Source organism: Rhodomicrobium udaipurense JA643, assembly GCF_000636015.1.
In the GTDB taxonomy this organism is placed as follows: Bacteria; Pseudomonadota; Alphaproteobacteria; order Rhizobiales; family Rhodomicrobiaceae; genus Rhodomicrobium; species Rhodomicrobium udaipurense.
Window position 1 is genome coordinate 1 of the sequence record NZ_JFZJ01000032.1, and the last position, 24,600, is coordinate 24,600.

A 24,600-nucleotide genomic window follows, 5' to 3' on the forward strand; every position below is an offset into this window, starting at 1 on the left:
AGAATGGCTCGCGACGAGGCGTCAGTGTGTCGACGGATTCAGGCTGCATGGCACGCATCTTCGTAGTTCACTCCGGCTTTTTCATTGATCCTCGCCATTGCGGGCATGGCGCGCTCACCCGCTTCGCTGTCGTGACGGTCGGATTCCGCTACGGCGTCGCCATCGAAATCCGCAATCTCCCGTGAAAAGGCAAGCGTGCGATAGTGCTCGGGATCGATCAGTTCGACGGCATCGCGCGCGACGCTGATGGTGCCGAGAAGGCCGGGCGTCGCCGCCGCAAGTTCGATGCCGGCAGGCGTGGTTACGATATCCATCACCGCGTCGATCGCCAGACCGAAGGTCTCGCTGCCGACATTCAGGATCAGGATCAGCGAACTTTTGGCGCAAAGAGATTGGCCTGCGAGAGGCACCACCGGGATCAGCCGATCCTGATATCGGTGCACGAAGCGCCCATCCGCTCGCGTAAGGTCGGTCGCATCGACGCGAACGATCCTGGAAACAGCGCTGCGGAAAACTGCCTTTTTCGCTCCATCGCCAGCCCTGAAGAGGATCAGCGCGGTTTCGGTCAGTTCGACGATGCGCTCCAGCGAAGGCGCGGTCTTGATGGGCTCACGGTCGAGCTTCATGTGATCGGCCATTCCAGCCGGGTCGAGGATGAGAATGACGGAGCCCTCGCCGAGGATCGTGCAGCCGCAAAAAATTCGATCCTTCTGGAAAAAGCGGCTCAGCGGCTTGACCACGATCTCCTGAATATCGCCGATGCCGTCAACGATGAGGCCGAGTTTCCTGCCTCCAAGCCGAAGCACGATCACGACCTTATCCGGTGACGCGTCGCTTTCATCGACATCGAACATCGCGGCAAGGGGAGCCACCGGCAAAACCTCGTCACGAAGGCGCAGGATGCGCTCGCCGTCCATTTCGCCGATCACATGCGTGCCGTCGTAATAGTCCAGCGCTTCGACGACGTATTTCTGCGGCAAGGCGAACCGCTGGCCAGCCGCGCGGACAATCAGCGCGGGCTCGATGGCAAGCGTCAGCGGGATTCTGAGCAGGAAGCGCGAACCGGCGCCCTTTTGCGAATGAAGTCCGATGCTGCCGCCAATCGCTTCGAGGTGCGCGCGCACGACATCCATGCCGACACCGCGGCCCGATATCGTCGTCACCGCCTGCGCGGTCGAGAAGCCGGGTTCGAGAATGAAACGGTACACCTCTTCGTCGGTCATGCGTGCGACGGAGTCCGCATCCGCCAGACCGCGCTCGACGGCTTTCGCCCGAATCCGTTCGCTATCGAAGCCCCGGCCGTCGTCCGCCACTTCGATGACGATCTGGCTCGAATCCTGGGTTGCTGCGATGGAGATGAGGCCCGCCACCGGCTTGCCGCGCTCGGCGCGCTCGGCTGGGCCTTCGATGCCGTGATCGGCGCAGTTGCGCACGAGATGCATCAGCGGATCGCGAATGGCTTCGATCAACTGGCGGTCGAGCCTCGTGTCCGCGCCTTCGATGACGACATTGAATTCCTTGCCGGTCTCCGCTGAAAGATCACGGATCAGGCGCGGCACGCTGTCGAACAACCGCCTGAGCGGCTGCATGCGGGCCTGCATCACGGCGTCCTGCAACTCCGAGGTGAGCCCAGAGAGGCGTTCCAGCGGCATCTTCATCTGATGCATGTCCTGCTGCTGCGACAGGTTCATGATCTGGTTGCGCGACAGCACCAGTTCCGTGGCGAGGTCCATGATGCGTTGGATGACGACCGTTGGAATGCGGAGCGTCTCTTGTCCCGTCTCCTTGCCGGTATCGGGCTTGGTCGCCGAAGCCTCTGCGTCCACCTTCGGCGCGGGCGGCGGCGTCTCAACTATGGCCGCCGCGCACGCGTCCGCCGATAAAGGCGCGGGCGCGATTTCCTGCTGACCGATGGGCTCCGGCTGTAGTGCTTCCGGCGCGTCGGCGAGATCGGCGCGCGCTTCCTCCGCCTCCTCGCTCTGGCCAAGGAATTGCTCGATCCGGCCAACGATATCGCCGTCATCGCCAGCAGGCTCCTCGCCGAGTTCGCCGACGCTTTCGAGCAAGCTTTTGACGCGATCGATCGCCTTCAAAAGCAGCGACGCTGCGGGCGATACCGGTCCGCGTCCGCTGCGAAGCGCATCGATAAGCGTTTCGGCCGCATGAGAGACCTTTTGAAGACGGTCGAGGCCCAGAAAGCCGGACGTCCCCTTTATCGTGTGAAAAAGCCGGAAAATCTGCCGAATAGATTCCGTATTGGCAGGGTTCTTCTCAAAGACGACCACATGGGATTCAATTTCCTGAATGTGATCAGTGACCTCGCTCAGAAAATCGCTTAGCAACTCATCCATTATGGCGCACTCTATGACGATTTTACATCGGCGACGGTCGCCATCAGGCGGTCGGCCATCACTTGCGACGTCTCTTTTGGCTCATCGCCACCATGATTGATGAGATCGACAGCCTTCTCGATTTCGATCCGGAGTCTTTTCGAGATAACTCGGCAAAAACACTCAACCTGTTCAGACTTGAGGTCGCCGGCCTTGGAGTGCATGGCCCGAATGAGGTAAATCGCTTGCTGAGCGATCGCGTTCATCACCGCAATGCGTTTTTCAAAAGTACTTCTGAAGTCGTCGTCAATCAGTTCGTAAACTCTGATGGCGACATCGCCACCGCTTAGCGGAGAGCTTTCGAAATAGGCGACGTAAGTCTTCGGCTTCCACGCAAGCAGTTCGTCGATCATCTCAGGGAGAAGCACGGGCAAATTTTCGAGGAGCAGCAGCGCCTCGTTGTATTGGTTTATGAAATCGTTCGCTATACCTGATCTGGGATTAATAAGGTGGGGCGCACGTGCGATCAGATCCCTGATCAGCGGTTCGGTCTCGCCGAAGGTCGGGTGGGGGAGAGTGTTCGACATTGCAACCTGTTCCTGATTTCACGAGCACTATCCCGTAGGCGAACTAATTTTCCCCCTCAGTGAGCAGAGGCAGTTTTATGCAAATCTGCGGCGAAACCTCAGACCGTTTACGACATCCGTTGCAAGTGTCGGAGACTTGCAACTCCACCTTAATGCTGCCCGGCTACAACCGATGGATGTTCTGAGTGGAGTATGCGCTATGCCCGCCCGTTTGAAAATGTTAACCCGGATCAATATGATCGTGGTCCTTGCCTTGCTCGCCTATGGAGCAGCGGCCGTTGTAAGTTTCTGGTTCCTGTACTCGCAGATGGTGCAGGACAGGCAATGCGAATTGCGAAATGAGGTCAACCTTGTGCTCTCAGCGGCGCGCGCGCAGATGGCAGCAGTGGGTGGTCCGACCTCCAAGGCCGGCCGGGAAGCTTATCTCGGTGTCATCCGCGCCGCGCGCTTTCAGGATGAGGGCGGCTTGAAGGTCATCTCTGCGTATGGCCTTAATGGCGTCGCGCTCAGCCATGGCATCCCCTCCCAGCAGGGCAAGAATCTGCTGGAAACGGGATCAGAGGATGTGAAGAGGTCCATCCAGGCATCCGCTGAAATCGCGAGAAGCCCGTCTGGCAACGGCTTCACGGTAAGTTTGCCGGATATTGGGCGCGGCCCCTGGACCCCCAAACTGACCTTTGTGCAGGCCGCGCCGGAAATCGGCGGCTTTGTCTCGGCGAGTTCAGATGCGAAAAGTCTGCATGAGGCTTTCCTTCACAGGCTCTATGTGCAGGGCGCCATCATATGCGGCCTCCTGGCCGTGCTCGCGATCTCGGTGTGGTTGATCGCTCGCTCTATCCTTGGCCAACTCACGCATCTCGGGCGAGGCATTCTAAGCCTCGCAAACGGCGATATGCAGCAGATGTCCCTCCCCCATGGTGAGAAGGCTCCGTTCGGGCCGATCGCGCGGGCTGTCGAGGTGCTTCGCCGCAATTTGATCGAGCTGTGCTCCCTCCGGGAACAGGTCGCACGATCGTGCGAACGCGAAAAGGAGCGCGAGCACTATCTGAGGCTGGAAGCTGGCCACTTTGAACAGAAGATGGCCAGCGTGGTTGAGGGTCTGAAGCGGCAAGTGGCCCAGCTTCGGCAATCGGCGGATACTCTTTCCGACGCGGCGGAAACCTCGACCCGCGAAGCTGAAATAGCGGCGCGCGTTTCTGCCAGCGCCGCCGACAATTCCAATGCCGTCGCGGCGGCGACCGAGGAACTCAGCTATTCGATCCGGGACGTCTCCCAGCAGGCACACAGCACCAATGCCGTTGTGGAGGTGGCGACGGAAGAAGCGCATCGGACGAACAGGGATGTCGAGGCGCTCACAACCGCGACGCAAGAGATCGGCTCCATCGTCGAGATCATACGCACCATCGCCGATCAGACAAATCTGCTCGCGCTCAATGCCACCATCGAGGCCGCGCGCGCCGGGGATGCCGGAAAAGGCTTCGCGGTGGTTGCCTCGGAAGTGAAGGAGCTATCCGCGCAGACAGCCAAGGCGACGGATGCAATCGCCGATCAGGTTGAGTCGATCCAGCAGTCCACGACGGCTGCAATCGCCACTATACAGTCAATGGCGGGGAAGATTTCCGAGATCCACGGCTTTACTGGCGCGATAGCGTCCGCAGTGGAAGAGCAGACTGCCGCCGCGCAGGAAATCGCGCAGAACGTCTCTCTTGCCGCGCAAAGTAGCGAGAAGGCTGCGAAAAGCTCGGGCTCCGTTTCTGTCGTAGCGGGCAAAACGAAGGAGCAGGCGGCGGCGCTGTCGGGGATTTCCAGCAGCCTCGCCGATATCACATCTAAACTGTCAAGCAGCATGGCCGACTTCGTGAACGCCATCAACGTCGATGATCGCGGTACGGAACATCGGGCCGATGTCTCATGCGAATCTGACGCCGACCACTATACAAGAGAGCGGCTGGAAGCCTGACTACGGCGTCTAGTCTGCACAATTGGAGACGCCCCGTGATATCATGCGGGGCTTTTCTGTTCTATTTCTCCGTTTTACTTCTAAATCGATCTTATAATAATTACTAATCCAGCCGATAATAAATGCGCACGATTGAATTTGTTCCGTTATTTGCTGCAATCGCCTTGCCTTAACCAAAAATTAGTAATTTTGCCGTTTACTGTAGCTACGCAGAAGCGAGGTGCACCAACATGGTGCTGATCGTAGGCATGATGCCGTTTCAGCGTGCCGGTTCAAGTCCGGTATGTCCCACGATTCAAACCGACCAAGGGACACTTCGATGACCAGCATTCTCACGAACAACGCCGCCAACACGGCTCTTCTGAACCTCCAGAACACCGTCAAGAATCTCGACAAGACCCAGAACGAGATCTCCACCGGTCTTCGCGTCAGCACGGCGGCCGACAACGCCTCGTATTATTCGATCGCGACCTCGCTGAAGAGCGACAGCTCGGCGCTGACGACGATCTCCGACTCGCTCGACGTCGCCGATTCGACGCTGTCGACCGCGACGAGTGCAATCGACGAGATCTCCAACGTGCTCAGCAAGATCAAGGACTCGCTGGTCACGGCAACGACGCAGGGCGCCGACCGGACCAAGATCCAGGCCGAGGTCGCGACCTATCAGGCTCAGCTGAAGACGATCTCCGACGCCGCTAGCCTCAACGGCCAGAACTACCTTTCGGTCGATTCGGGCGCGACGGGTTACAACGACACCGCCTCCTTTGTGGCGTCGCTTTCCCGCTCTTCCGATGGCAGCGTGTCCTACGGCACGATCACGTTCAGCAAGTCTGACACGGCGCTCTTCGACGCCGACGCGACCGGCACCGGCATTCTTGACGCGGTCGACACTGCGACGTCCGGCTCTTATACCGCAGCGGACGGGACGGTTACCAACTCCACGGCGGGCACTGGTAAATCCGTCGCCAACTTCGACATCTCTGCACTGACCGACAGCGCTGCGGATCAGGCGACGCTGAACGCCTTCCAGAAGCAGGTCGAAGCTGCGATCAAGTCGGTGACGGCGGCGGCTTCTGTGCTCGGTTCCACGCAGTCGCGAATCGAAAGCCAGAAGGACTTCGTCGATTCGCTGACGACCTCCGTGGATGCCGGCGTGAGCTCGCTCGTCGACGCCGACATGAACGAAGCATCGACGCGCCTTTCGGCCCTGCAGGTCCAGCAGAGCCTTGGCGTGCAAGCGCTCTCGATTGCGAACGAGTCCTCGCAGTCGGTCCTGAAGCTCTTCCAGTAGTCCTGATCGCGAACAGGAGCGCCTGCAACCCGGCGCTCCTGCTACGCGTAAGGTAACGAGACGATGATCCGCCTGCTTCGCAACCGGGCTGGGGAAACATGGCGATTCGCGATCAGATCGACGCGTTAAGGGTGAGTCTTTTGGGGCTGGGCGCGCGCCGACTTGCTGCACTGGTAGCGGTGGGCGTTGCAATCGTGGCGATTATCGGTGTCGGCAGTTACTATGTGAGCCGGGCGGAGAAGGATGTGCTGTATGTCGGGCTCACGGCTTCCGATGTCTCACGCATTGGCGCCGTCCTCAAGGAGGCCGGTATACCGTTCGATTCCAACTCGGAAGCGAACAAGATTTTCGTGAACCGGGGCGACACCGCGCGAGCACGGATGATCCTTGCCGAGCGCGGTCTCCCGAACAACGCGACGGCCGGTTACGAGCTTTTCGACAAGCTCGGATCGCTGGGCCTGACATCATTTATGCAGAATGTCACTCGCGTTCGGGCACTCGAAGGTGAAATTGCCCGCACGATCGAAGCCATGCGCGCTGTGAACTCGGCGCGTGTTCATCTTGTCATGTCCGATGCCGGTTCATTCCGTCGCGAGCCGCAGCCCGCCACGGCGTCGGTGGTCGTCAAGCCGGCAGGTGCCGAGCCGCCCTCGGCTGCTGCTATCCGTCAGATCGTAGCGTCAGCGGTTCCAGGGATGAAGCCGGATCATGTGTCCGTTCTCAGCACCGATGGCACGATCCTTTCAGCCGGCGATGACGGCCCCGGCGTTGCGAGCGGCAAGATGCTGGACCTCGAAAAGCAGGTCTCTCGCGAAATCAACGACAACATTCGCAAGACGCTGACTCCAGTCCTCGGGCTCGGGAACTTCGAGACGAGCGTCACAGTCCGGCTCAACCTCGACAGGAAGCAGATCAACGAGACGGCTTTCGATCCAGAGTCCAAGGCCGAGCGCTCGACCCGCACCGTAAAGGAGAGCAGCAACTCTCAAAACACCAATCAGAAATGGAATATCAGCGTCGAGCAGAACATTCCCACTGACCAACAGAATACAAAGCCTTCCGATCAGTCGAAGCGCGCGAGCGAGAGGAAGGAAGAGACGACAAACTATGAGGTGAGCTCGAAAAGCGTCACAACGCAAAGCGAGGGCTACCGCGTGGAAAACATCGCCGTGGCGGTGGTGCTGAACAGGAAGCCGCTTATAGCGGCAGCCGACAGCGCCAAGACCGCACCGGACGAACAGATCCGCGTCGTGGAGCGCCTTGTCTCCTCTGCCGCCGGGCTGGACTCGCTGCGTGGCGACAAGGCCACTGTGGTCGCCCTCGATTTCGCCGGGGGCAACGAGTTCGACCAAGCGCCTTCGCCGACGTTCTGGGATCATGTGATGGAGGGGTTGGGCAGCTATGTAATCGCCGCCGCTCTTCTCATTTCGACGATCCTTTTCGTCGCGGTTGGGCTTCGACCCTCGCTACGGATGATCCTCGAAAACAAGCCCAGGCCCGCGCCGCAAATCGCCGCCGACAAACGGTCCACGCCCGTTCTTGAGACCGTCGCGGCAACGGTCGAAACCTCTGGCGACGCTGAAGGTCCGCCGCTGCCAACGCCGAGCGCCAAGAAGAACTCGCCGTTGAAATCGGTCGAGAAAGCGATTGCCGAGGACGAGGAGAAGGCCGCTGCCGTTCTCATCGACTGGATCAGGGAGGGTTGACGTGGAAGCAGTCTCGGGCCGCTTGGCTCTGCCGGAATTTCTAGCCCGCCTTGGCAATCCTTTGCCGAGCGAATGCGTCGATGACCGGGAACTCGAAATAGCCGCAGCCTACCGGAAAGGCCTGGAGGAGGGCGAGACGAAGGCGCTCTCGGCGAGCAACAAGATGCTCGCCGAGAGCATCGCAAGACACAGATCGGAGATCGAGACGGCAAGAAAAGAGTGGGTGGAAGGCGAAGCGGATTGCCTTGAGCGCCTTGTGCTTCAGTCGATGGCGGCCATCAAGGGCGAGGTCTGCGATGCCGTTGCGCGCATCCTCTCGCCGGTCGTCGGACGCCACCTGACAGAACAAGCTATAGCTAGACTTTTAGCGGAAATCAGAAAGCTAACTTCAGACGAAGGGGTCATAAAATTAAAGATCAGCGGTCCCTCGGATCTGGTCCAGGAACTGGTCAGCCGTCTCGATGACGCAGTGATCGTCGAGACAGTTATTGCAGATACATGTGAGGTGGCGGTTTCCATCGATAAAACCGTAATAGAGCTGAGCCTTGGTCGCTGGTTAATGAGTATCGGAGTTCATGAGTATGGCGCGACACAAGAAGAACGAGCGGGCGCACACGGACATAGTGGTTCGCAAGAAGCTGTACCGGAGTGACGGCGACAATCATGGAGGCGTATGGAAGATAGCCTACGCGGACTTCATGACCGCGATGATGACCTTCTTCCTGGTGATGTGGCTTGTGAATTCCAGTTCAAAGGAAAGACTGTCCCAGATTGCCAACTACTTCAACCCCGTAAAACTGAATGAACACGCACCTCCAGCGAAAGACGTCGCGGCGGCAGCACCAAAAGCCCAAGATAAGTCGCCTGCCGCTGGGCGTCCCAACTCCGCAGTTGTAGATCCGAAGGATCGGCACGTCTTTTCCGAAGAAGAGCTCACGCGCAATCCGTTCGGCGTGCTCACGCAACTCGCGACCCAGGCTGAAGAAGCACTGCGCATTGCATCGAAAGAGCAAGACTCAAGCGCTGCGGCGGGACAGCTTTCGCGCGATCCTTTCATTGCCGAGCCGCGATTGGTCCGCACCGCGAAGGTGAGCGCTGCGTCGGGTTCCCAGACACCGTCAGTTGAACGATCGGACGCGCCAAGATCGCACACATCCGCCAATGTCGCTGAGACGGAACGCAAGGAGCCCGTGGCTTCGATGGCAGAGCAAATTCTCAAGGATATCGAGAGTTTCCAAAGCAATCTTCCGCAGTCGTTTCGGGTTCAGGTCTCGGTTGCCGGGGTTGCGGAAGGAACCCTGATCAGCCTCATGGACGACACGAAGCGGAGCATGTTCGATGTCGGCTCCGCGATGCCCAAGCCCGACACGGTTCTAGTCATGACCAGGATTGGCGATATCATCTCCAAATATCCAGGCAAGATCATCATCCGCGGTTATACGGACGGACGCCCCTTTGCCGGCGATCGCTATGGGAACTGGGTTCTGTCTTGCGACAGGGCGCGCATGGCCTTCCTGATGCTGGCGCGAGGCAAGATTGGCGATGGAAGAGTGCTATCGATCGAAGGATATGCCGATCGGCAGCCGCGTAATCCCGATGATCCTCTCGCTCCAGAGAACCGTCGTATCGAAGTGCTTTTGAAAGACTCGGAAAGATGAGAGCGGCAGTTGTGCTGGGGTTCGTCGCGCTCGTAACGGCCATGGCTTCGACGCAGGCGGCGGAGCGCGAGCAGGCGCTGATCATGGATCTTCGGGATGATGCGCGCCGTTTCGACGCCGTCGCCAGAACGCAGGCCTCCTCCATGGAGATGGCCGAGGCGCGCGAGCGATTCGCAGCCCACCTGCGCGAGGCCGCCCGCCTCAAACTCAAGAATGAGGAATTTCTGAAATTTGCGGAAATCTTTGTTCTGAGCGGCGGCGGCGTCGAGCATATCAAGCCCTGGAAAGACGATCAGCCCGGCGAGATGGAGAGGAACCTGATCCGTGGCATCGTTGCGCATGGCAGCGGGGACACGACGCGCGCCGAGGCAATACTCCTGTCGATCGATGCCCGCTCCCTCGACGCGGTGCGCGGCGGTCACCTCGCTCTCGTTCAGGCGCTTCTGGCGGCCCGGACCGACGCGGAACGCGCCTTTTCGTATTACGGGCTGGCCCGACTTCTGCTGCCGGGAACGCTCGTGGAAGAAGCGGCGCTGCGTCAGAGTATCGTCCTCGCGGGCGAAAAGCTTCGAGCGCAGGAGTTCGCGGAGGCGGCGCTGGCCTATATCCGGCGCTTCGACACATCGACCTTCGCCGGCGACGCCGAGACGCGAATCGTCAGTTACCTGCCGCGGTTCGAGGATGCAGACGGTGCGGCAATCCTCGAGCTGATGCTGGAAGCGCGGCCCATGGGTTTCGGGCGGTGTCCGGTCTGCTTCCTCACCGAGGTTGCGCAGCGCGGTGTGCTTTCCGGGCGGCGATCGCTGGCCCTGCTTGCGACCGGAAAGGGGCTCGCGCTCGTTGAAAACGATGCGCCGCAAAAGCAGCGGCTCATTTTATATCAGGCAGCCATCGAGATCGTCACGGACAAGTACGAACGGTCGAGCGACACGCTCAAGTCGCTCGACCCCGAAGGCTTTGACGCAGATGACGCCGCACTCCTTTCTGCCTCGCTTCAGTTGGCGCGCAAGCTCCGCGAAACCCCGAAGCCGTTAAGTGATGAAGTGGCTTTGGCGGGGAATCGGGGAGGGAACCGGGCTTTTCTCGGCGACAAACGAGTGATGGAAGCGCGAGCAGCCGTCGCGAACGCCGATCTGGTTCTGCAAAGGGAAAGATGACAGATATAGTGCGGTCCGGCGCGGCGGCAGCCTCGACCACGGCTCTATTGGGCGCAGACAAGTCCGGTCAGCAGAGGGGAAGCCGGGGCGGAGCCGACTTTTCCTCCTACCTCGATCCCGTTACGGAGGGTGAAGCGCCAGTTTCGCCCGCCAACGCTGGCGAAATGTCCTTTGCAGCGGTGAAATTTTCCGGCTCTCTGGCGGATGCAGTTATCGATGGGGCGCGCCAAGCGAGCACCGGCAAAGACGTTCGCAGCGCCGAGGATGCAAGCCGCGCGATTGAGGCGGAGCTAGCCGAACTCGCGTCTGGCAATGCCGTTGGGAGAGGCGATGTGGAGGCGATCGCTACCACCGCCGAAGACCCCGCCGAGCCGGCGCCAGCCGATGAGAAAACTACCGATATCCCCGGCATCGCGCCAGCAGCAGGACAGTCTTTTCCGATGCTCCTCCAGTTCGAACGAGGTGTAATAGCGGAAGGACTTCAGGCCACGGCAACCGACGGTGAGAGTGCCGCCAACCTCTCCACCAAAGAAGCGGTTTCATCTGGCGGTCAAACCCTCGCCGCTGTCGTCCTCAAATCTGAAACGCATTTTCTGCCCCAGACGGAGTCTGTCGGACGCTTTTCCGAGGTGCTAAACGGCTCAACGCTCTCGCAGAAAACGCAAGGGTCATTGTCATCGACCGCAAGCACAGTTCCGCTTACCGGATCTGCGCTGTTGGTGGCTGCATCGGAAACTGCGGGCCGCCAGCGTTCGGCGTCTGCCGCGCTCGCAAGCGATCTCGCATCGACCACCGGCTCAGACATCGCCTCTCGCGCGCCAGCCGCAACGGTATCGGATAGTGCCGAGGACACCTTCAGCCCAAATACCGGGAAGCGCCCGTTTTCCCAATCCGCTGCCGCAGCGTCCTCGACATCCGCAGCCGCGGGTGGAGCAGCCGCGGCTGTGACGCAGGATGCAAGCCCATCGGAGGTTGTTCTCTCCGCGTCCGCCTCTACTGCTTCCGGCGCCGTTGCGCAGCAGGTGGCGAACGCGATATCGGCGGCCTCTTCAGCCGACACCTCGCAACCGACATCCCGTGTCGCACTTCCCGCCGCCGAGACTACGCAGCCTGTCCGCACGCTCACACTCGGCCTTACGCCGCAAAATCTTGGCGAAGTAACTGTGCGGCTATCCATGAACGGCAGCAAGCTTTCCGTCGTTCTGAGTGTCGAGCAACCGGAGGCCGCGCAGTTGCTGGCGCAGGACCGGGAAACCCTCGAAGGGCTGCTTCGCTCTACCGGATATAAGGTCGATACGGTTTCAATTCAGCTTGCGCCGCAGCCTGTGACGCCGGTTACGACCGGCAGTGTCACAGCTTCCGGCGATCAGGCGCAATCGGGTTCAGCCGACACAGGATCGGACGGGATGGGACGAAGCGGCCAGAAGGACAGGGGTGAATCCGGCAATCGGAGCATGAAAGAGGGATCGGAGCATGGGCAAGCTGAGAGCCATCGCAATCGCGGTGCTCTTTATATTTAGCCTTCCACCGGCGGGGGCGGTTGAGCAAAATCTGTGCGAGCGCGAAATGGTCGCCGCTGCCAGCAAGTATCAGATCCCGCTGGGTGTGCTCTACGCCGTTGGTCTTGCCGAAACAGGCATAGGCGGCAATCTGCGCGCGTTCTCCCTCAACCTTGAGGGCAAAGCTATTTATTCGCTCGACAAGGCGCAGGCGATTGAACGCTTTCACGCGGCGCGCCGCGAGGGGCTACGCCTCATCGACGTGGGATGCATGCAGCTGAACTACTACTTTCACGGCGAGCAGTTCGCGTCCGTCGACGAAATGCTCGATCCGCGAAAAAACGTCGATTACGCTGCCCGATTTCTCAAGGAGCTGAAACAACGAGAGGGCACGTGGACCCTTGCGGTGGCCCGCTACAACGCGGGCAAGAATAACAAGAAAGGACAGAAGCGTTACATATGCCAGGTTCTGGATCGACTTGTGCAAAGCGGCTTCGGGGTGTGGACGCCTCAGGCTTCGGAGTTCTGCGCATCGGAGAGGCGACAGGCAGCGACGCAACCTAAATAGAACAGCAGTTGCGGCTCGGATAGTCTCGCATAAGCTTTTTCAGCAAGAATGCGAAAAAGACAGGGCGCACGCCCGCGAGCAGGAGTCGACGCAATGACAGCCAATTTCAAAGTTCTCGTCGTAGACGATTACAGCACCATGGTCAGAATAGTACGGAAATTGCTCAAGCAAATCGGCTACGATGATGTCGATGAGGCATCCAATGGCGGAATGGCGTTGGAGATGATCCAGAAGAATTCTTACGGCCTGATCATCTCCGACTGGAATATGGAACCGATGTCCGGTTACGACTTGCTGCGCCACGTTCGCTCCAACGCGGCGACGGCGCAGACTCCCTTCATTCTGGTGACGGCTGAATCGCGCGCGGACAATGTTGCGGCGGCGAAGGAAGCGGGCGCAAACGAATATCTCGTGAAGCCGTTCAGCGCGCCCGTGCTCAAGGAAAAGATCGACAAGGCGCTCGCTGTCGCAAAAGCGGCCGCCTGACCTCCGGCGCAACGGTCAGCTCATCCCCCGGTTTCCCCTGCCACGCCCTTCCCGCAGCATCTTTGCACACCCCCGGAGACGTTCATGCAGTCGTCGCTCTATGTAGCGCTTTCCGCTCAGGTTGCGCTTCAGAAACGCCTGGATACCGTCGCTCAGAACGTGGCGAACGCCAATACCGTTGGCTATCGGGGCACGGAAATGAAGTTTGACAGTGTGCTGTCGGCAGCCGATGCTCAGATGACAGCCTTCGTCACCTCGAAGGATGGCGTCGTCAGCCTCGGTGCGGGCGGGCTGATCAAGACCGGCAATCCGCTTGACGTCGCTCTCAAAGGCCAAGGCTGGCTTTCCGTCCAGACTCCCGCTGGGAGGATGTACACGCGCGATGGCCGCATACAACTGACGACAAGCGGAATGTTGGTGTCGATGCGCGGCCATCCGGTGCTCGACGCGGGTGGCGCGCCGATGCAGGTCGATCCCAACGGTCCGACGCCGCAGATCGCGGAGGACGGCACGGTTACGCAGAACAGCGAGCGCGTCGGCGTGCTCGGTGTGTTCGTCTTCGACTCCGATGCGAAGCTTTCGCGCGTCGAAGGCGGGTTTATCGCGGACAAGGCAGCTATCGCTGCGACGGACCCGGCCAAGAGCAGCATGGCATCGGGCTACGTAGAGGAGTCGAACGTGAACGCGATCAAGGAGACGGCCAGGCTCATTTATGTGCAGCGCGCTTTCGATGAGGCGGCCTCGACAATCCAGTCCGTCGAATCGGGCCTGAAGTCCGCTATTCAGTCTCTCGGCTCGCCCGCTTCATGACGGTTGAGCAGCCGCACCGCGCGTCCTCCGACGGTCAGCCGCGCTTCGGTCGCACCGCTCTCGAAATTCTCGCGGAAACTTTCGAGGCGGCGCTTGACGATCGGCTCGCGATCGTCAGCGGCCGGGTGGTGGAGCTTTCGACGGAACACATCCGCGTCGAGGGGCTGTCGAAATTCACGAAGCTCGGGGATTGGGTTTCGATCACGACCGACGTGGGCGACGCCATCGCCGAAACGCTGCGCGTAGAGCGCGACACGATTCTGGTCCGAACAATCGAGGAGCGTCACCAGCCTTTCCTCGGTGCGCCGGTCAGGCTTGCTTCAACGCTGAAGCTTGGGCCGGACGAAACATGGAAGGGGCGCGTCATCGATGCGCTGGGTCGTCCCATAGATAATGGCCCGCCGCTCTCACGCGGGAGGCGCTTCATTCCGATCGACCAGGCACCGCCACTCGCTCTGGAGCGGCAGCGCGTGAGCGAGTCCGTGCCGACGGGCGTGCGCGTCATCGATGTCTTCACGCCGCTCTGCGCCGGCCAGCGGATCGGCATTTTCGCCGGATCGGGCGTTGGCAAGTCCACTCTCCTGTCCATGCTGACACGCGGCAGTTCCTTCGACGTGACCGTGTTTGCTGCAATCGGCGAGCGCGGGCGCGAGGTCAGGGAATTCATCGACGACACATTGGCAAAGGATGGACTGGCCAAGGCCGTTCTCGTTGTTTCAACGAGCGACGAAAGCCCGATGATGCGGCGCCTCGCGGCTAAAACTGCCTTTACGGTGGCGGAGTATTTCCGCGATGAGGGGCAGCGCGTGCTTCTCGTGTTCGACTCCGTCACCCGCTACGCTCACGCCGTGAGGGAAATCGCGCTGTCCTCGGGGGAGCCACCTGTGTCGCGCGGCTATCCGCCAAGCGTTTTCACGGACCTGCCGAAGCTGCTAGAACGGGCGGGCAATTCGAGCGGCACGGGATCGATTACGGGCGTCTTTTCGGTTCTCGTGGATGGGGACGACCACAACGATCCTGTAGCGGATACGCTACGCGGCATCCTCGACGGCCACATCGTGCTCGACCGCGCCATTGCCGACCAAGGGCGCTTTCCGGCGGTCGACATTCTCGGGTCGGTCTCGCGGCTCGCTCCGCGCGTATGGTCGCCGAGCCAAAAGTCCGCCGTGCGCGATCTCAAAGGGCTGATTTCAAGGTTCGAGGAGACACGAGACATCCGCATGATTGCTGGCCACAAGCCCAACAATGACGCGGAACTCGACAAGGCCGTCCGTCTCGTCCCTGCCCTCTATCGCTACCTCACGCAGAGCGCCGAGGATCTTCATCCGGGCGAAACGCTCGACGACATGCTGCGCCTGATGCTGCGCGCTTCCTGAGGTCGCGCGATCCGCGACGCTTCCTTTTCTCTGCGATTTCCCAGTCGATCCAAGGTCCGCGCAAGCTATAGCGCTTACAACCGAAATAGAACTTAGGTTGAGGAGCGATTCGCATGAGCCTTTACGGACTTCTTAACACCAGTGCGTCGGGCATGGCCGCTCAATCGACGGCTCTCAGCACGGTGGCCGACAACATCGCAAATGTGAGCACCACTGGGTACAAGGGTGCCTCGACCGAGTTCTCGACCCTCGTTACGAGCAGCGGCTCGGGGAACTATCAGTCGGGCGGCGTGGATGCCGATGTTCGCGTGGCGATCGGCAGCCAGTCGGGCACGACATCGACGAACAGTTCCACAGACCTCGCCGTGGACGGAAACGGCTTTTTTATTGTGTCGGGACCGAACGGCACCCCGGTTCTGACGCGTGCGGGCTCATTTGAGAAGCAAGCTGACGGCACCCTGGAGAATGCGGCCGGATACACGCTTCTTGGGTATCCGGTTGGCACGACGCCGTCAGCAAACAGCTACGCGGGGCTTGAAGAGGTCAACATCAGCGACCTGGCGATGAAGGCGGTCCCGTCGACGGAAGGCACGGTCAAGTTCAATCTGCCTTTGCAGGCGACGGCTGTAACGGATGCGACCAAGCTGCCTTCGGCTAATGCGGCGGATGCGACCTATACGCAAAAAACCTCGTTCACCGCGTACAATAACGCGGGCACAGCAGTTAATCTCGACGCCTATTACACAAAAACGGGCGATAATACATGGGAAGTGTCTGTCTATAATCAGGCGGACGCAACCGCTGGCGGCTTCCCCTATTCGAGCGCCGCGCTTGCGACCGAAACTCTGACGTTCGACTCCACGACCTACGCGCTCACTTCGCCAACGAGCCTTTCGGTCCCTGTGCCAAACGGCTCCACGGTGGTGCTCGATATATCTAAATCGACGCAGCTTGATACATCTTACACGTTTTCGGCGGACGTGAACGGCAACGCGGCTAGCGCCGTGAAGTCTGTGAATATTTCGGACGATGGCACGCTGTCGGTCGTTTATGAGGACGGCTCTTCAGTGGCCGCCTACACGATTCCGCTCGCGATGGTGGCCAGTCCCGACAATATGACTGTCATCAGTGGCAACGCCTATCTGCCTAATCAGGATTCGGGCAGCGTTCAAATTGGCACCGCCGGGACTAACGGCTTCGGGACGATCAGCGACTACACGCTTGAGAACTCCGACGTCGATCTCGCGACGGAGCTAACTCGGATGATCCAGTCTCAGAACATCTATCAGTCCAACGCCAAGGTCTTTCAGACGGGGTCCGACCTTCTGAAAGTTCTGGTCAATCTCAACACCTAAAAGGTCTGACCGATGTCCTTGACTGCTGCGCTCGATACCGCCACCGCAGGCATCTCCGTCGCTTCGTCGCAGACCGCGGTCCTTTCGCGCAACGTAGCGAATCAGAGCACGGAAGGGGCGAGCCGCAAGCTCGCCAATGTAGTCACGATCAACGGCTTGCCGTCGGTCGTCTCCATTACGCGAGTGACAAATGCCGCCGCTCTGAAAAGCCTGTTGACGGCGAAAGCGGACGACTCGCGCGACGGGGCTATCTCGGACGCGCTCACGCGGCTGCAGAGCACGGTTGGCGCGACCTCTGCCGATGACACCACGTCGCCAACCGCTCTCATCTCGGCTCTGTCGGACGATCTGTCGACCTACGCGGCGTCGCCCGAATCTACGGCTGCGGCGAGTGCCGCCGTGCAGGCGGCGAGCGACCTCGCAGGTGCGCTCAACAGTGCCAGCGATGTCGTACAGCAGGTGCGCGCAGACGCAGACGCAGCGATTGCGGACTCCGTTCTGACGATCAATGACTTGCTGGCGCAGTTCCAGACCGTCAACGAAACGATTGTCAAGGGAACGGTCATCGGCGCTGACGTCACCGATGCGCTTGATAAGCGCGACGCCATCCTGCAAAGCCTGAGCGCCGAAATCGGCATCTCCACGGTGACGCGCTCGAACAACGACATGGCTATCTATACGGACGGCGGCGTGACCCTGTTCGACAAAGCCGCCCGTTCCGTCACTTTCGAGGCGACGAACGCGTTCGCAGCGTCCACGCAGGGAAACGCGGTCTATGTCGATGGCGTGCCCGTCACTGCGTCGGGCGCGTCCTATGAAATCAAGAGCGGGCGGCTCGCTGGGCTGGTCGAGGTAAGGGACGATCTTGCCGTCACCTATCAGGACCAACTCGACGAGATCGCCCGCGGCCTGATTACCGCTTTCCAGGAAACCGATCAGAGCGCATCCGGCACCGGCTCAGCCCAGGCTGGCCTCTTTACTGACGGCGGAAGTCTCGTCGTCCCGACTTCAGGAACTGTTTCCGAGGGGCTTGCGGCTAGGATTTCGTTAGCGTCTTCAGTTGTCGCTACTCCGACCCTGCTGAGGGATGGTGGCATCTCCACCAATGGAGCCGCCCCTTATGTCTATAATCCGAGCCCCGGCCAATCCGGCTACACGGACCGCCTGGATGGGCTGGTCGATAGCCTCAGCTCCAAAATGACATTCGACACCAGCGCCGGCGCAGGCACCTCTATCAGCTTGAGCGACTATGCCGCCGCCTCAGCCTCCTGGCTCGGGGTCAAGTCGCAAAGCGCGTCGAGTGCGGCCGCCTACAGCGCGACCGTAAAAAGCACTGCGGCGACGGCGCTCTCGAACGCCACAGGAGTGAACCTCGATACCGAGCTCTCCAAGATGCTTGCGCTCGAACAATCATACGCCGCTTCGGCGAAGCTGGTTTCAGCCGTCGATCAGATGTTTTCGGATCTTCTCAACGCGATCTAGCCGGAGGGCGAACCTTGGTGAGCACAGTTTCCACATCAGTCCTCTATTCAATTGCGCCGAGCGCGGTTGCGGACACGCAGGTCAAGATCGCGAAGCTGACCGCCGAGACCTCAAGCGGAAAGATCTCCGATCCTGTTTCGGCTCTGGGAAGTCAATACGGGCTTTATCGAACTCTGCAGGCGCAATCGACAAGCTTGACCAATACGATCAACGCCAATTCCATCGTGCTGAACAAGACCAAGGCCTCGACCACGTCGCTCACCGCGATCTACAGCGACGCCGAGACGCTCAGCAACGCGCTCCTGTCAGCGAAAAGCACCGGGGATGTGAGCGCGCTCGCCACGCAGGCGAAGGGCATGCTGGGGTCACTGATTACCTCCTTGAACACCAGCACGGGCGGCGCTTACGTCTTTGGCGGCTCGAACACAACCGTTGCCCCGCTGAACGACTACTCGGATGCCGGGCAAGCCGCCACGGCGAGCGCCTTCTACGCGGCATTCGGCATGACGCAGGCCGACTCCTCGGCGAGTTCGATCACGGCCAGCAACATGACATCCTTTCTGGCCGGCGATTATGCCACGCTGTTCGATGACACGTCGTGGTCGAGCAACTGGTCGAACGCTTCTTCGACGAGGGGAACCGCGCGTATATCCGAGGGGCAAACGGTGACAACATCGGTGTCCGCAAATGAAGAAGCGTTCCGGCAGCTTGCCGAAGCATACACGATGATCTCCGACCTCGGCCTCGACAACCTCAATTCGGCGACGCAGCAAACTGTCATCGCAGCGGCGCTTGAAAAGGTGAACAGCGCAATGGCGGGCATCAATGGCATGCAAACCACGCTCGGCGTATCGCAATCGCAGATCACATCGACAAACGACCGGCTCACCACAGAAAAAGCGTTGGTCGATAAATGGTCCGGCGAGCTGGGCGACTCAGATCCGACCGAGGCATCGGCAAGGCTGGCGCAGCTTGAGACGCTTCTCGACACGTCCTACACGCTGACCAACCGGATCTACAGCTTGTCGCTCGTCAAATATCTCAGCGTCTAATCAAGGCCGGGGACTTCACCATGTATCATTCGCCGTATCAGGAAGCGTTGGCGACAGATGTCAGGACAGCACGCGGTACGGAACGCGCGTCGATCCTGCGCTCGGTCAACCTGTTACAACGGGGCGCCGAGGCAGGCCCTCGATCAGCGGAAGCGCTCGAAGCGCTTCTTTACACGAAGCGCCTCTGGGTCTTCTTCATCGAGCAACTGGGCTTGCCCGATAACAGGCTGCCGCACAAGCTCCGCGCGGATCTCATCTCAATCGGAATCGCGGTGCTTCGGCGCATTGAGGCCATTCGGCGCGGTGAAAGCAAGGATTTTGGATTCATCATCGATGTATCCCGATCCGTCGCAGAAGGCCTCAAATGACGCGTCCTTTTTCGGTCAGCCTTAAGCCAGGCGAACGGATTTTCATCAACGGCGCAGTTTTGCGGGCTGACCGGAAGGTTTCGATCGAATTTCTCAACGATGTCGCGTTCTTGCTGGAAGCATACGTCATGCAGGCTGAGCGGGCCACAACGCCGGTCCGTCAACTGTATTTCCTTATCCAGGCAATGCTGATCGATCCGGGAAGCGCAGATAGCGTCAGAAAATCCGTGGCTGAGATAACGTCGGAGTTGGGTGGCGATGCGTCTAGCGAGTTGGGAGCCGCCTTGGATCACGTTGAGCAACTGGTCGATGGTGGCCGATATTTCGACGCGTTGAAGGTTCTAAGGCCTTTCGTGGCCGAATGTCTCCAGGGCAAACTCAAGGACGCAGGGAAACAAAGCAATGTCCGTTCCGGCAACCACCTCATCAACAAATGCTGCGTCGACGACATCAACGTCAACCAGCTCAACAAGTGAATCCAATACGCTGGACTATAACAGTTTTCTTCAATTGCTTGTGGCGCAGCTTCAAAACCAGGACCCGACGGACCCGACGGACCCCACACAGTTCATCTCACAACTGGCATCGTTTTCGTCGGTTGAGCAACTTGTCAACGCGAACTCGCGGTTGGATACCATGCTGACGCAAGCGGCAATCTCGCAGGGAGCATCCCTCATCGGAAAGAACGTAACGTCCGCAGACGGGACCGTTTCCGGCAAAATCGTATCTATCGAAATAAATTCATCAGGCTCGGTCGCAACCCTGGCCAACGGGAGCACCATCGAACTGGCTTCCGGCGTTGTCATCTCGTAGGCGGTCATGAACCAGGCAGACGCCATGGATCTCGTGAAATCAGCCATTTGGGCCGTCATTCTGGCTAGTGGGCCGATGATTGGCGCGGCGATGGCGGTCGGGATTATCGTCTCTCTGTTCCAGGCGCTGACCCAGATCCAGGAAGCGACCTTGACGTTCATCCCGAAAATCGTCGCGGTCTTCGTCGTGGCCATGCTGACGGCGTCCTTCATCGGAAGCGTATTGCTTGGGATCTCCGAGCAAGCTTATTCGCGTATCGAGCACGGCTTCTGAACGGGAAGCCGATTTCCCTAAACCACCACGGAGATCGAGCGTGTCGTCACCCCAGACGACCGGTGCGCAGCCCATTGCCGCCGGGATGAACAATCAGGATGTCGGGTTCGCCTTCGGTATCCTGTTTATCCTCACGGTGCTTTTCGTCCCGTTGCCACCCGTGATCATCGATATCGGCCTCGCGATATCAATCGCATTGTCCGTTCTTATCCTGATGGTTGCGCTCTGGATACAAAAGCCGCTCGATTTCTCGGCCTTTCCGACTGTGTTGCTGATCTCGACGCTGCTTCGACTGTCACTCAACATCGCAACAACCCGCCTCATCCTTTCTCACGGCGCTGAAGGCTATTCGGCTGCAGGTTACGTCATCGCGGGTTTCGCGGACTTCGTGATGAGCGGCGACTTCCTGATCGGCGTGATCGTCTTTCTGATCCTCGTCACCGTGAATTTTCTGGTTATCACGAAAGGCGCCACCCGTATCGCCGAGGTCGGCGCGCGCTTCACCCTCGACGCGATCCCCGGCAAGCAGATGGCTATCGATGCCGACCTCGCGGCGGGCAACATCGACGAAAAGGAGGCGATGGAACGGAGGCGCGAACTCGAAGAAGAGAGCGCGTTCTTTGGCGCGATGGACGGCGCGTCGAAATTCGTGCGCGGCGATGCGATTGCTGGCCTGATCATCACGGCCATCAACATTTTCGGCGGCATCGTGATCGGCGTCGTAAGGCACGACATGACGTTCGCATCCGCCGCCGACGTCTTTGTCAAGCTCTCGGTCGGTGATGGCCTCGTTACCCAGATCCCGGCCCTCATCGTCTCGCTCGCCGCTGGTCTGCTCGTGTCTAAAGGCGGCACGCGCGGCTCTGCTGAGAAAGTGGTTCTCAGCCAGCTCGGTAACTATCCGCGTGCGCTTTTTGTTGCCGGCGTGGTTTCGTGCGTGCTCGCAGTCGCGCCCGGCCTGCCGTTTTTTCCTTTCGCGCTGCTCGCCGGGACACTGATGTTTGTGGCTTATGCGGAGCCGCGGCGAAAAGCCGGTCTTGCGACGCGTGAGGCAGCCGCCACCGATCGCCGGCGGGTTGAAGCGGAGGCGCAGGCGAAGTTGTCAGTGAAGGAGTCGCTCAGGCTATCGGACGTCGAGCTTTGCCTCGGCAAGCAGATCGCAAGCGTCCTCCTTCCAGAGTACCAAGAGATCAGCCATCGCGTTTCCATCATACGGCGCAACTTCGCGAAACAATACGGCTTCATCGTCCCCGAGATAAAGCTTACGGACGACATCTTCATGCAGCCCAAAGCTTATCAGATCAAGATCCATGGCGCTGTCGTGGCCAGCGGGGAACTGCGCCTCGGCGAAGTGCTCGTGCTGACGGGCGATGGCCCGGCCCCTTTAGTCCCGTTCGAGGCGACGCGCGATCCAACATTCGGCATCAAGGCGGTGTGGGTGCCCGATGGGTTTTCGGCGAAGCTGCGCGCGGAGGGTTTTACGCCAGTCGACCGAACTTCGGTTCTCCTCACCCACCTCGCGGAGACGCTGAGGAACAATCTCTCGCAACTGCTCTCCTTCAAGGACTACCGCAGGCTCGTTGACACGCTGGAGCCCGAATACAAGCGCCTTATGGACGAAATCGTCCCCTCCAGCCTGTCGAATTCGACGTTTCACGCCGTGCTTAGGCGTCTGCTTCAGGAGCGCATCTCGATCCGCAATCTCAGCCTCATTCTTGAGGCCGTGGCCGAAATCGCACCGCACGCAAAGCGGGTCGAACTGATCGCCGAACATGTCAGGACGCGACTCGCGCAGCAAATCTGCGCGGATTTCTCCGATGGCGGCACGCTCAGGGTTCTGCGTCTCGGCCAACGTTGGGAAACAGCCATGCAGCAGGCGCTGCGTCGTGACGTGAAGGGCGGGATCGTTGAATTCGACATCAGTCCGGCCCTCATTGAGCAGTTCGCTCTGGAACTGTCGGAGAAGGTCCGCGAGTTGATGGACAAGAAGAGCAACTTCGTTCTGGTTGCCGGCCCGGACATTCGGTTCTACGTGCGCATGATAACCGAACGCACCTTCCCGAACCTTCCGGTTCTGTCGCATCTGGAGATCGCACGCGGCATCCCCATCGTGCAACTCGGTGCGGTCGCATGATTTCGCAGGCCCTTGATGCCCTGCCGGGTGGTGTGCTCTCCATATTCCTCGTGCTCTGCCGCATAGGCGGATGCTTGATGGTTCTGCCGGCCATCGGTGGCGCGCGGGTTCCGGTGCGCGTGCGCTTGATGGTGTGCCTCGCGATCAGCGTGGCGGTTGCATTCGCGCTCGGGAACTTCGAAAGCGCGCGAGAGAGCTTGTCTTCGACGCCTTCGCTCGTGTCGCTCGTCCTGATCGAGACGGCGAAAGGGCTCGTCATCGGCATCATGGTTCGCTTTTTCTTCGCGAGCCTCAAGTTTCTTGCCGTTGCGGGCTCCGCCGCGCTCGGTCTTGCCATGCCGGTCAATGCCGTGGAAGAGGACGGAGAGACCACGCCGCCGCTGGCCGAGTTCGTCAGTTTGACCGCCGCATTCCTGTTCCTCGCGACCGACCAGCATCTCGAAGTGCTCAAGGCGCTTCTGCAATCGTACACGGTTCTGCCCGTCGGCACCGGAATTGGCCTCGCGCCGAGCCTGAGCGGCGTCGTCGACACCCTGAGGGATGCATGCCTCGTCTCGCTTCAGGTGGTCGCGCCCCTTCTCGTCTTCGCCTTCCTTGTGAACCTGCTGTTCGGCGTACTCAACCGCATCGCCCCTCAGACACCCGCCTACTTCCTGTCGATGCCATTCGTCATCGGCGGTGGAATGCTGATTTTTTACTTCATCGCGGGGGAGATGTTCTTGCTGTTCATGGGGGCCTTCGCATCCTGGCTCCGAGAGATCTGAACCATGAAAAATTCTTTCGAACGCACCGAGCGCTTGCTGAATGCACATCGCCAACTGCTGCTGGCTGCCCGGGTTGAGGCAGAGCAGATGCGTGCTCTCATCGAAGACAGTAGAAGAGAGGCGGCAGTCGCCGAACGCTATTTGAACGCGGCCGACGAAGGAACTGTTCCGCCTCTTCTCGTCGTTCGCAGGTTGGCCGCCTGTGAAAACGCGGTCGAGCGAAATTCCATTCTCCTCGAAGGTCTCGTTCAAAAGGCGCTGGAACTGTCAAAGATAGAAATCTTGCTCAAAAAGCGTCTGGAGATGCGCCAAGACGAAAAGTCGAAAAAGGAATTGAGACTATGGCTCGCCGAGGCAATCGATACTTTTCTTGACCAAGTCGCTCGCGATAAGAGCCGCAATTAGATGCTTCAACTAATCACCGCGGACAGAAACAGATGACGATCGATCAAGGGGCAGACCTCATAGTTGATGCAATGCGCGCGGCAAGTCCGCAGCGCGTACGGGAATCCGCGGACCGTCTGAGGCTTCTGGCCGAAATGAATGGGCCAGCTCCTTCGATGGATGAACTGCTGGCGGAGCCACAGTTGCAGGCGGCGAGGCGCATGGCGGGTCAGGGGGCGGCGTCTCTTGCGACGTTTCACCCGGCAACTTCGGGAGCAGCCGCTACGGGAAAATCTCCCTACGAACTGTTCGAGATTTCCGTGCTGAATACGCTGTTCGAAATCATGCTGCCGAAAAGCGCCACGGCCTTCGGTGCCGGATTTTCGGGCAACGTCTGGAAATCCATGATGTCGCAATCGCTCGCGGAAGCGTGTGGCCGCGCTGGCGCCCTGGGCATCGCGGACCGCCTTGAAGAGCGCTCGAAGATCATTGGTGCGCGTGCCGCCGGACGATCCGCTTGACCAACTCAACCGGCAAAAAGGCTCAG

General features: G+C 59.8%; 24 protein-coding genes. 22 read left to right on the plus strand and 2 right to left on the minus strand.

What is annotated here, in order from left to right:
- Positions 1–38: 38 nt before the first annotated feature.
- Both T281_RS06865 and T281_RS17565 read right to left on the minus strand, forming a co-directional pair.
- Positions 39–2,351 carry a chemotaxis protein CheA gene (locus T281_RS06865; RefSeq protein ID WP_052037201.1) on the minus strand — a complete coding sequence of 771 codons (2,313 nt, stop codon included), beginning with the start codon at positions 2,349–2,351 and terminating at the stop codon, positions 39–41.
- Positions 2,352–2,362: 11 nt separating this feature from the next.
- Complete coding sequence (locus tag T281_RS17565; RefSeq protein ID WP_052037202.1) at positions 2,363–2,917, minus strand: hypothetical protein; 555 nt, start codon at positions 2,915–2,917, stop codon at positions 2,363–2,365.
- A 1,078-nt stretch (positions 2,918–3,995) separates the two neighbouring features.
- On the opposite strand from T281_RS17565, the gene T281_RS19860 reads away from it, so the two are divergent.
- The 22 genes from T281_RS19860 to T281_RS06980 all read left to right on the plus strand — a co-directional run bounded on the left by T281_RS19860 (position 3,996) and on the right by T281_RS06980 (position 24,574).
- Positions 3,996–4,877: a methyl-accepting chemotaxis protein gene (locus T281_RS19860; protein ID WP_246741821.1), complete on the plus strand. Its 882-nt coding sequence runs from the start codon at positions 3,996–3,998 to the stop codon at positions 4,875–4,877.
- Between the two features lie 319 nt (positions 4,878–5,196).
- Positions 5,197–6,168 (plus strand): flagellin N-terminal helical domain-containing protein, encoded by a 972-nt coding sequence (locus T281_RS06880; protein ID WP_037236268.1) that lies wholly within the window; start codon positions 5,197–5,199, stop codon positions 6,166–6,168.
- A 98-nt stretch (positions 6,169–6,266) separates the two neighbouring features.
- Complete coding sequence (gene fliF / locus T281_RS06885) at positions 6,267–7,874, plus strand: flagellar basal-body MS-ring/collar protein FliF (protein ID WP_037236271.1); 1,608 nt, start codon at positions 6,267–6,269, stop codon at positions 7,872–7,874.
- Between the two features lies 1 nt (position 7,875).
- Entirely contained in the window at positions 7,876–8,526 is a 651-nt protein-coding gene (locus tag T281_RS18705) for a hypothetical protein (RefSeq protein ID WP_155955142.1), read from the plus strand.
- A complete protein-coding gene (locus tag T281_RS06895; RefSeq protein ID WP_162173131.1) occupies positions 8,456–9,532 on the plus strand; it encodes a flagellar motor protein MotB in 1,077 nt (358 codons plus the stop codon). Before T281_RS18705 ends, T281_RS06895 begins: the two co-directional genes overlap by 71 nt.
- Complete coding sequence (locus T281_RS06900) at positions 9,529–10,689, plus strand: hypothetical protein (protein WP_037236281.1); 1,161 nt, start codon at positions 9,529–9,531, stop codon at positions 10,687–10,689. The genes T281_RS06895 and T281_RS06900 overlap by 4 nt, the downstream gene beginning before the upstream one ends.
- Entirely contained in the window at positions 10,686–12,209 is a 1,524-nt protein-coding gene (fliK, locus tag T281_RS06905) for a flagellar hook-length control protein FliK (protein WP_037236284.1), read from the plus strand. Before T281_RS06900 ends, fliK begins: the two co-directional genes overlap by 4 nt.
- Entirely contained in the window at positions 12,163–12,756 is a 594-nt protein-coding gene (locus T281_RS06910; RefSeq protein WP_081796656.1) for a transglycosylase SLT domain-containing protein, read from the plus strand. Before fliK ends, T281_RS06910 begins: the two co-directional genes overlap by 47 nt.
- A gap of 93 nt (positions 12,757–12,849) precedes the next feature.
- Entirely contained in the window at positions 12,850–13,242 is a 393-nt protein-coding gene (locus T281_RS06915) for a response regulator (protein WP_037236286.1), read from the plus strand.
- An 84-nt stretch (positions 13,243–13,326) separates the two neighbouring features.
- Positions 13,327–14,052, plus strand: coding sequence for a flagellar basal-body rod protein FlgF (flgF, locus tag T281_RS06920; protein ID WP_037236288.1), 726 nt, complete (start codon positions 13,327–13,329; stop codon positions 14,050–14,052).
- Positions 14,049–15,428, plus strand: a complete 1,380-nt coding sequence (locus tag T281_RS06925; protein WP_052037204.1) for a FliI/YscN family ATPase — start codon at positions 14,049–14,051, stop codon at positions 15,426–15,428. The genes flgF and T281_RS06925 overlap by 4 nt, the downstream gene beginning before the upstream one ends.
- A gap of 113 nt (positions 15,429–15,541) precedes the next feature.
- Positions 15,542–16,783: a flagellar hook protein FlgE gene (locus T281_RS06930; protein WP_037236290.1), complete on the plus strand. Its 1,242-nt coding sequence runs from the start codon at positions 15,542–15,544 to the stop codon at positions 16,781–16,783.
- A 12-nt stretch (positions 16,784–16,795) separates the two neighbouring features.
- Positions 16,796–18,265, plus strand: coding sequence for a flagellar hook-associated protein FlgK (gene flgK / locus T281_RS06935; protein ID WP_037236291.1), 1,470 nt, complete (start codon positions 16,796–16,798; stop codon positions 18,263–18,265).
- A 17-nt stretch (positions 18,266–18,282) separates the two neighbouring features.
- Complete coding sequence (locus T281_RS06940; protein ID WP_162173132.1) at positions 18,283–19,317, plus strand: flagellar hook-associated family protein; 1,035 nt, start codon at positions 18,283–18,285, stop codon at positions 19,315–19,317.
- A gap of 20 nt (positions 19,318–19,337) precedes the next feature.
- Positions 19,338–19,685 carry a flagellar biosynthesis regulator FlaF gene (gene flaF, locus T281_RS06945; protein ID WP_037236305.1) on the plus strand — a complete coding sequence of 116 codons (348 nt, stop codon included), beginning with the start codon at positions 19,338–19,340 and terminating at the stop codon, positions 19,683–19,685.
- Complete coding sequence (locus tag T281_RS06950) at positions 19,682–20,161, plus strand: flagellar biosynthesis repressor FlbT (RefSeq protein WP_052037205.1); 480 nt, start codon at positions 19,682–19,684, stop codon at positions 20,159–20,161. The genes flaF and T281_RS06950 overlap by 4 nt, the downstream gene beginning before the upstream one ends.
- The gene (flgD, locus tag T281_RS18205) at positions 20,088–20,498 is read left to right on the plus strand and encodes a flagellar hook assembly protein FlgD (RefSeq protein ID WP_081796658.1); all 411 of its coding nucleotides are present in this window, start codon (positions 20,088–20,090) and stop codon (positions 20,496–20,498) included. The genes T281_RS06950 and flgD overlap by 74 nt, the downstream gene beginning before the upstream one ends.
- 6 nt (positions 20,499–20,504) lie before the next feature.
- A complete protein-coding gene (gene fliQ / locus T281_RS06960; protein ID WP_037236310.1) occupies positions 20,505–20,771 on the plus strand; it encodes a flagellar biosynthesis protein FliQ in 267 nt (88 codons plus the stop codon).
- An 85-nt stretch (positions 20,772–20,856) separates the two neighbouring features.
- Complete coding sequence (flhA, locus tag T281_RS06965) at positions 20,857–22,905, plus strand: flagellar biosynthesis protein FlhA (RefSeq protein ID WP_037236312.1); 2,049 nt, start codon at positions 20,857–20,859, stop codon at positions 22,903–22,905.
- Positions 22,902–23,669, plus strand: coding sequence for a flagellar biosynthetic protein FliR (locus tag T281_RS06970; RefSeq protein WP_052037206.1), 768 nt, complete (start codon positions 22,902–22,904; stop codon positions 23,667–23,669). The genes flhA and T281_RS06970 overlap by 4 nt, the downstream gene beginning before the upstream one ends.
- A gap of 3 nt (positions 23,670–23,672) precedes the next feature.
- Positions 23,673–24,074: a hypothetical protein gene (locus T281_RS06975; RefSeq protein WP_037236315.1), complete on the plus strand. Its 402-nt coding sequence runs from the start codon at positions 23,673–23,675 to the stop codon at positions 24,072–24,074.
- Positions 24,075–24,229: 155 nt separating this feature from the next.
- Positions 24,230–24,574 (plus strand): rod-binding protein, encoded by a 345-nt coding sequence (locus T281_RS06980; protein ID WP_037236317.1) that lies wholly within the window; start codon positions 24,230–24,232, stop codon positions 24,572–24,574.
- Positions 24,575–24,600: the final 26 nt, after the last annotated feature.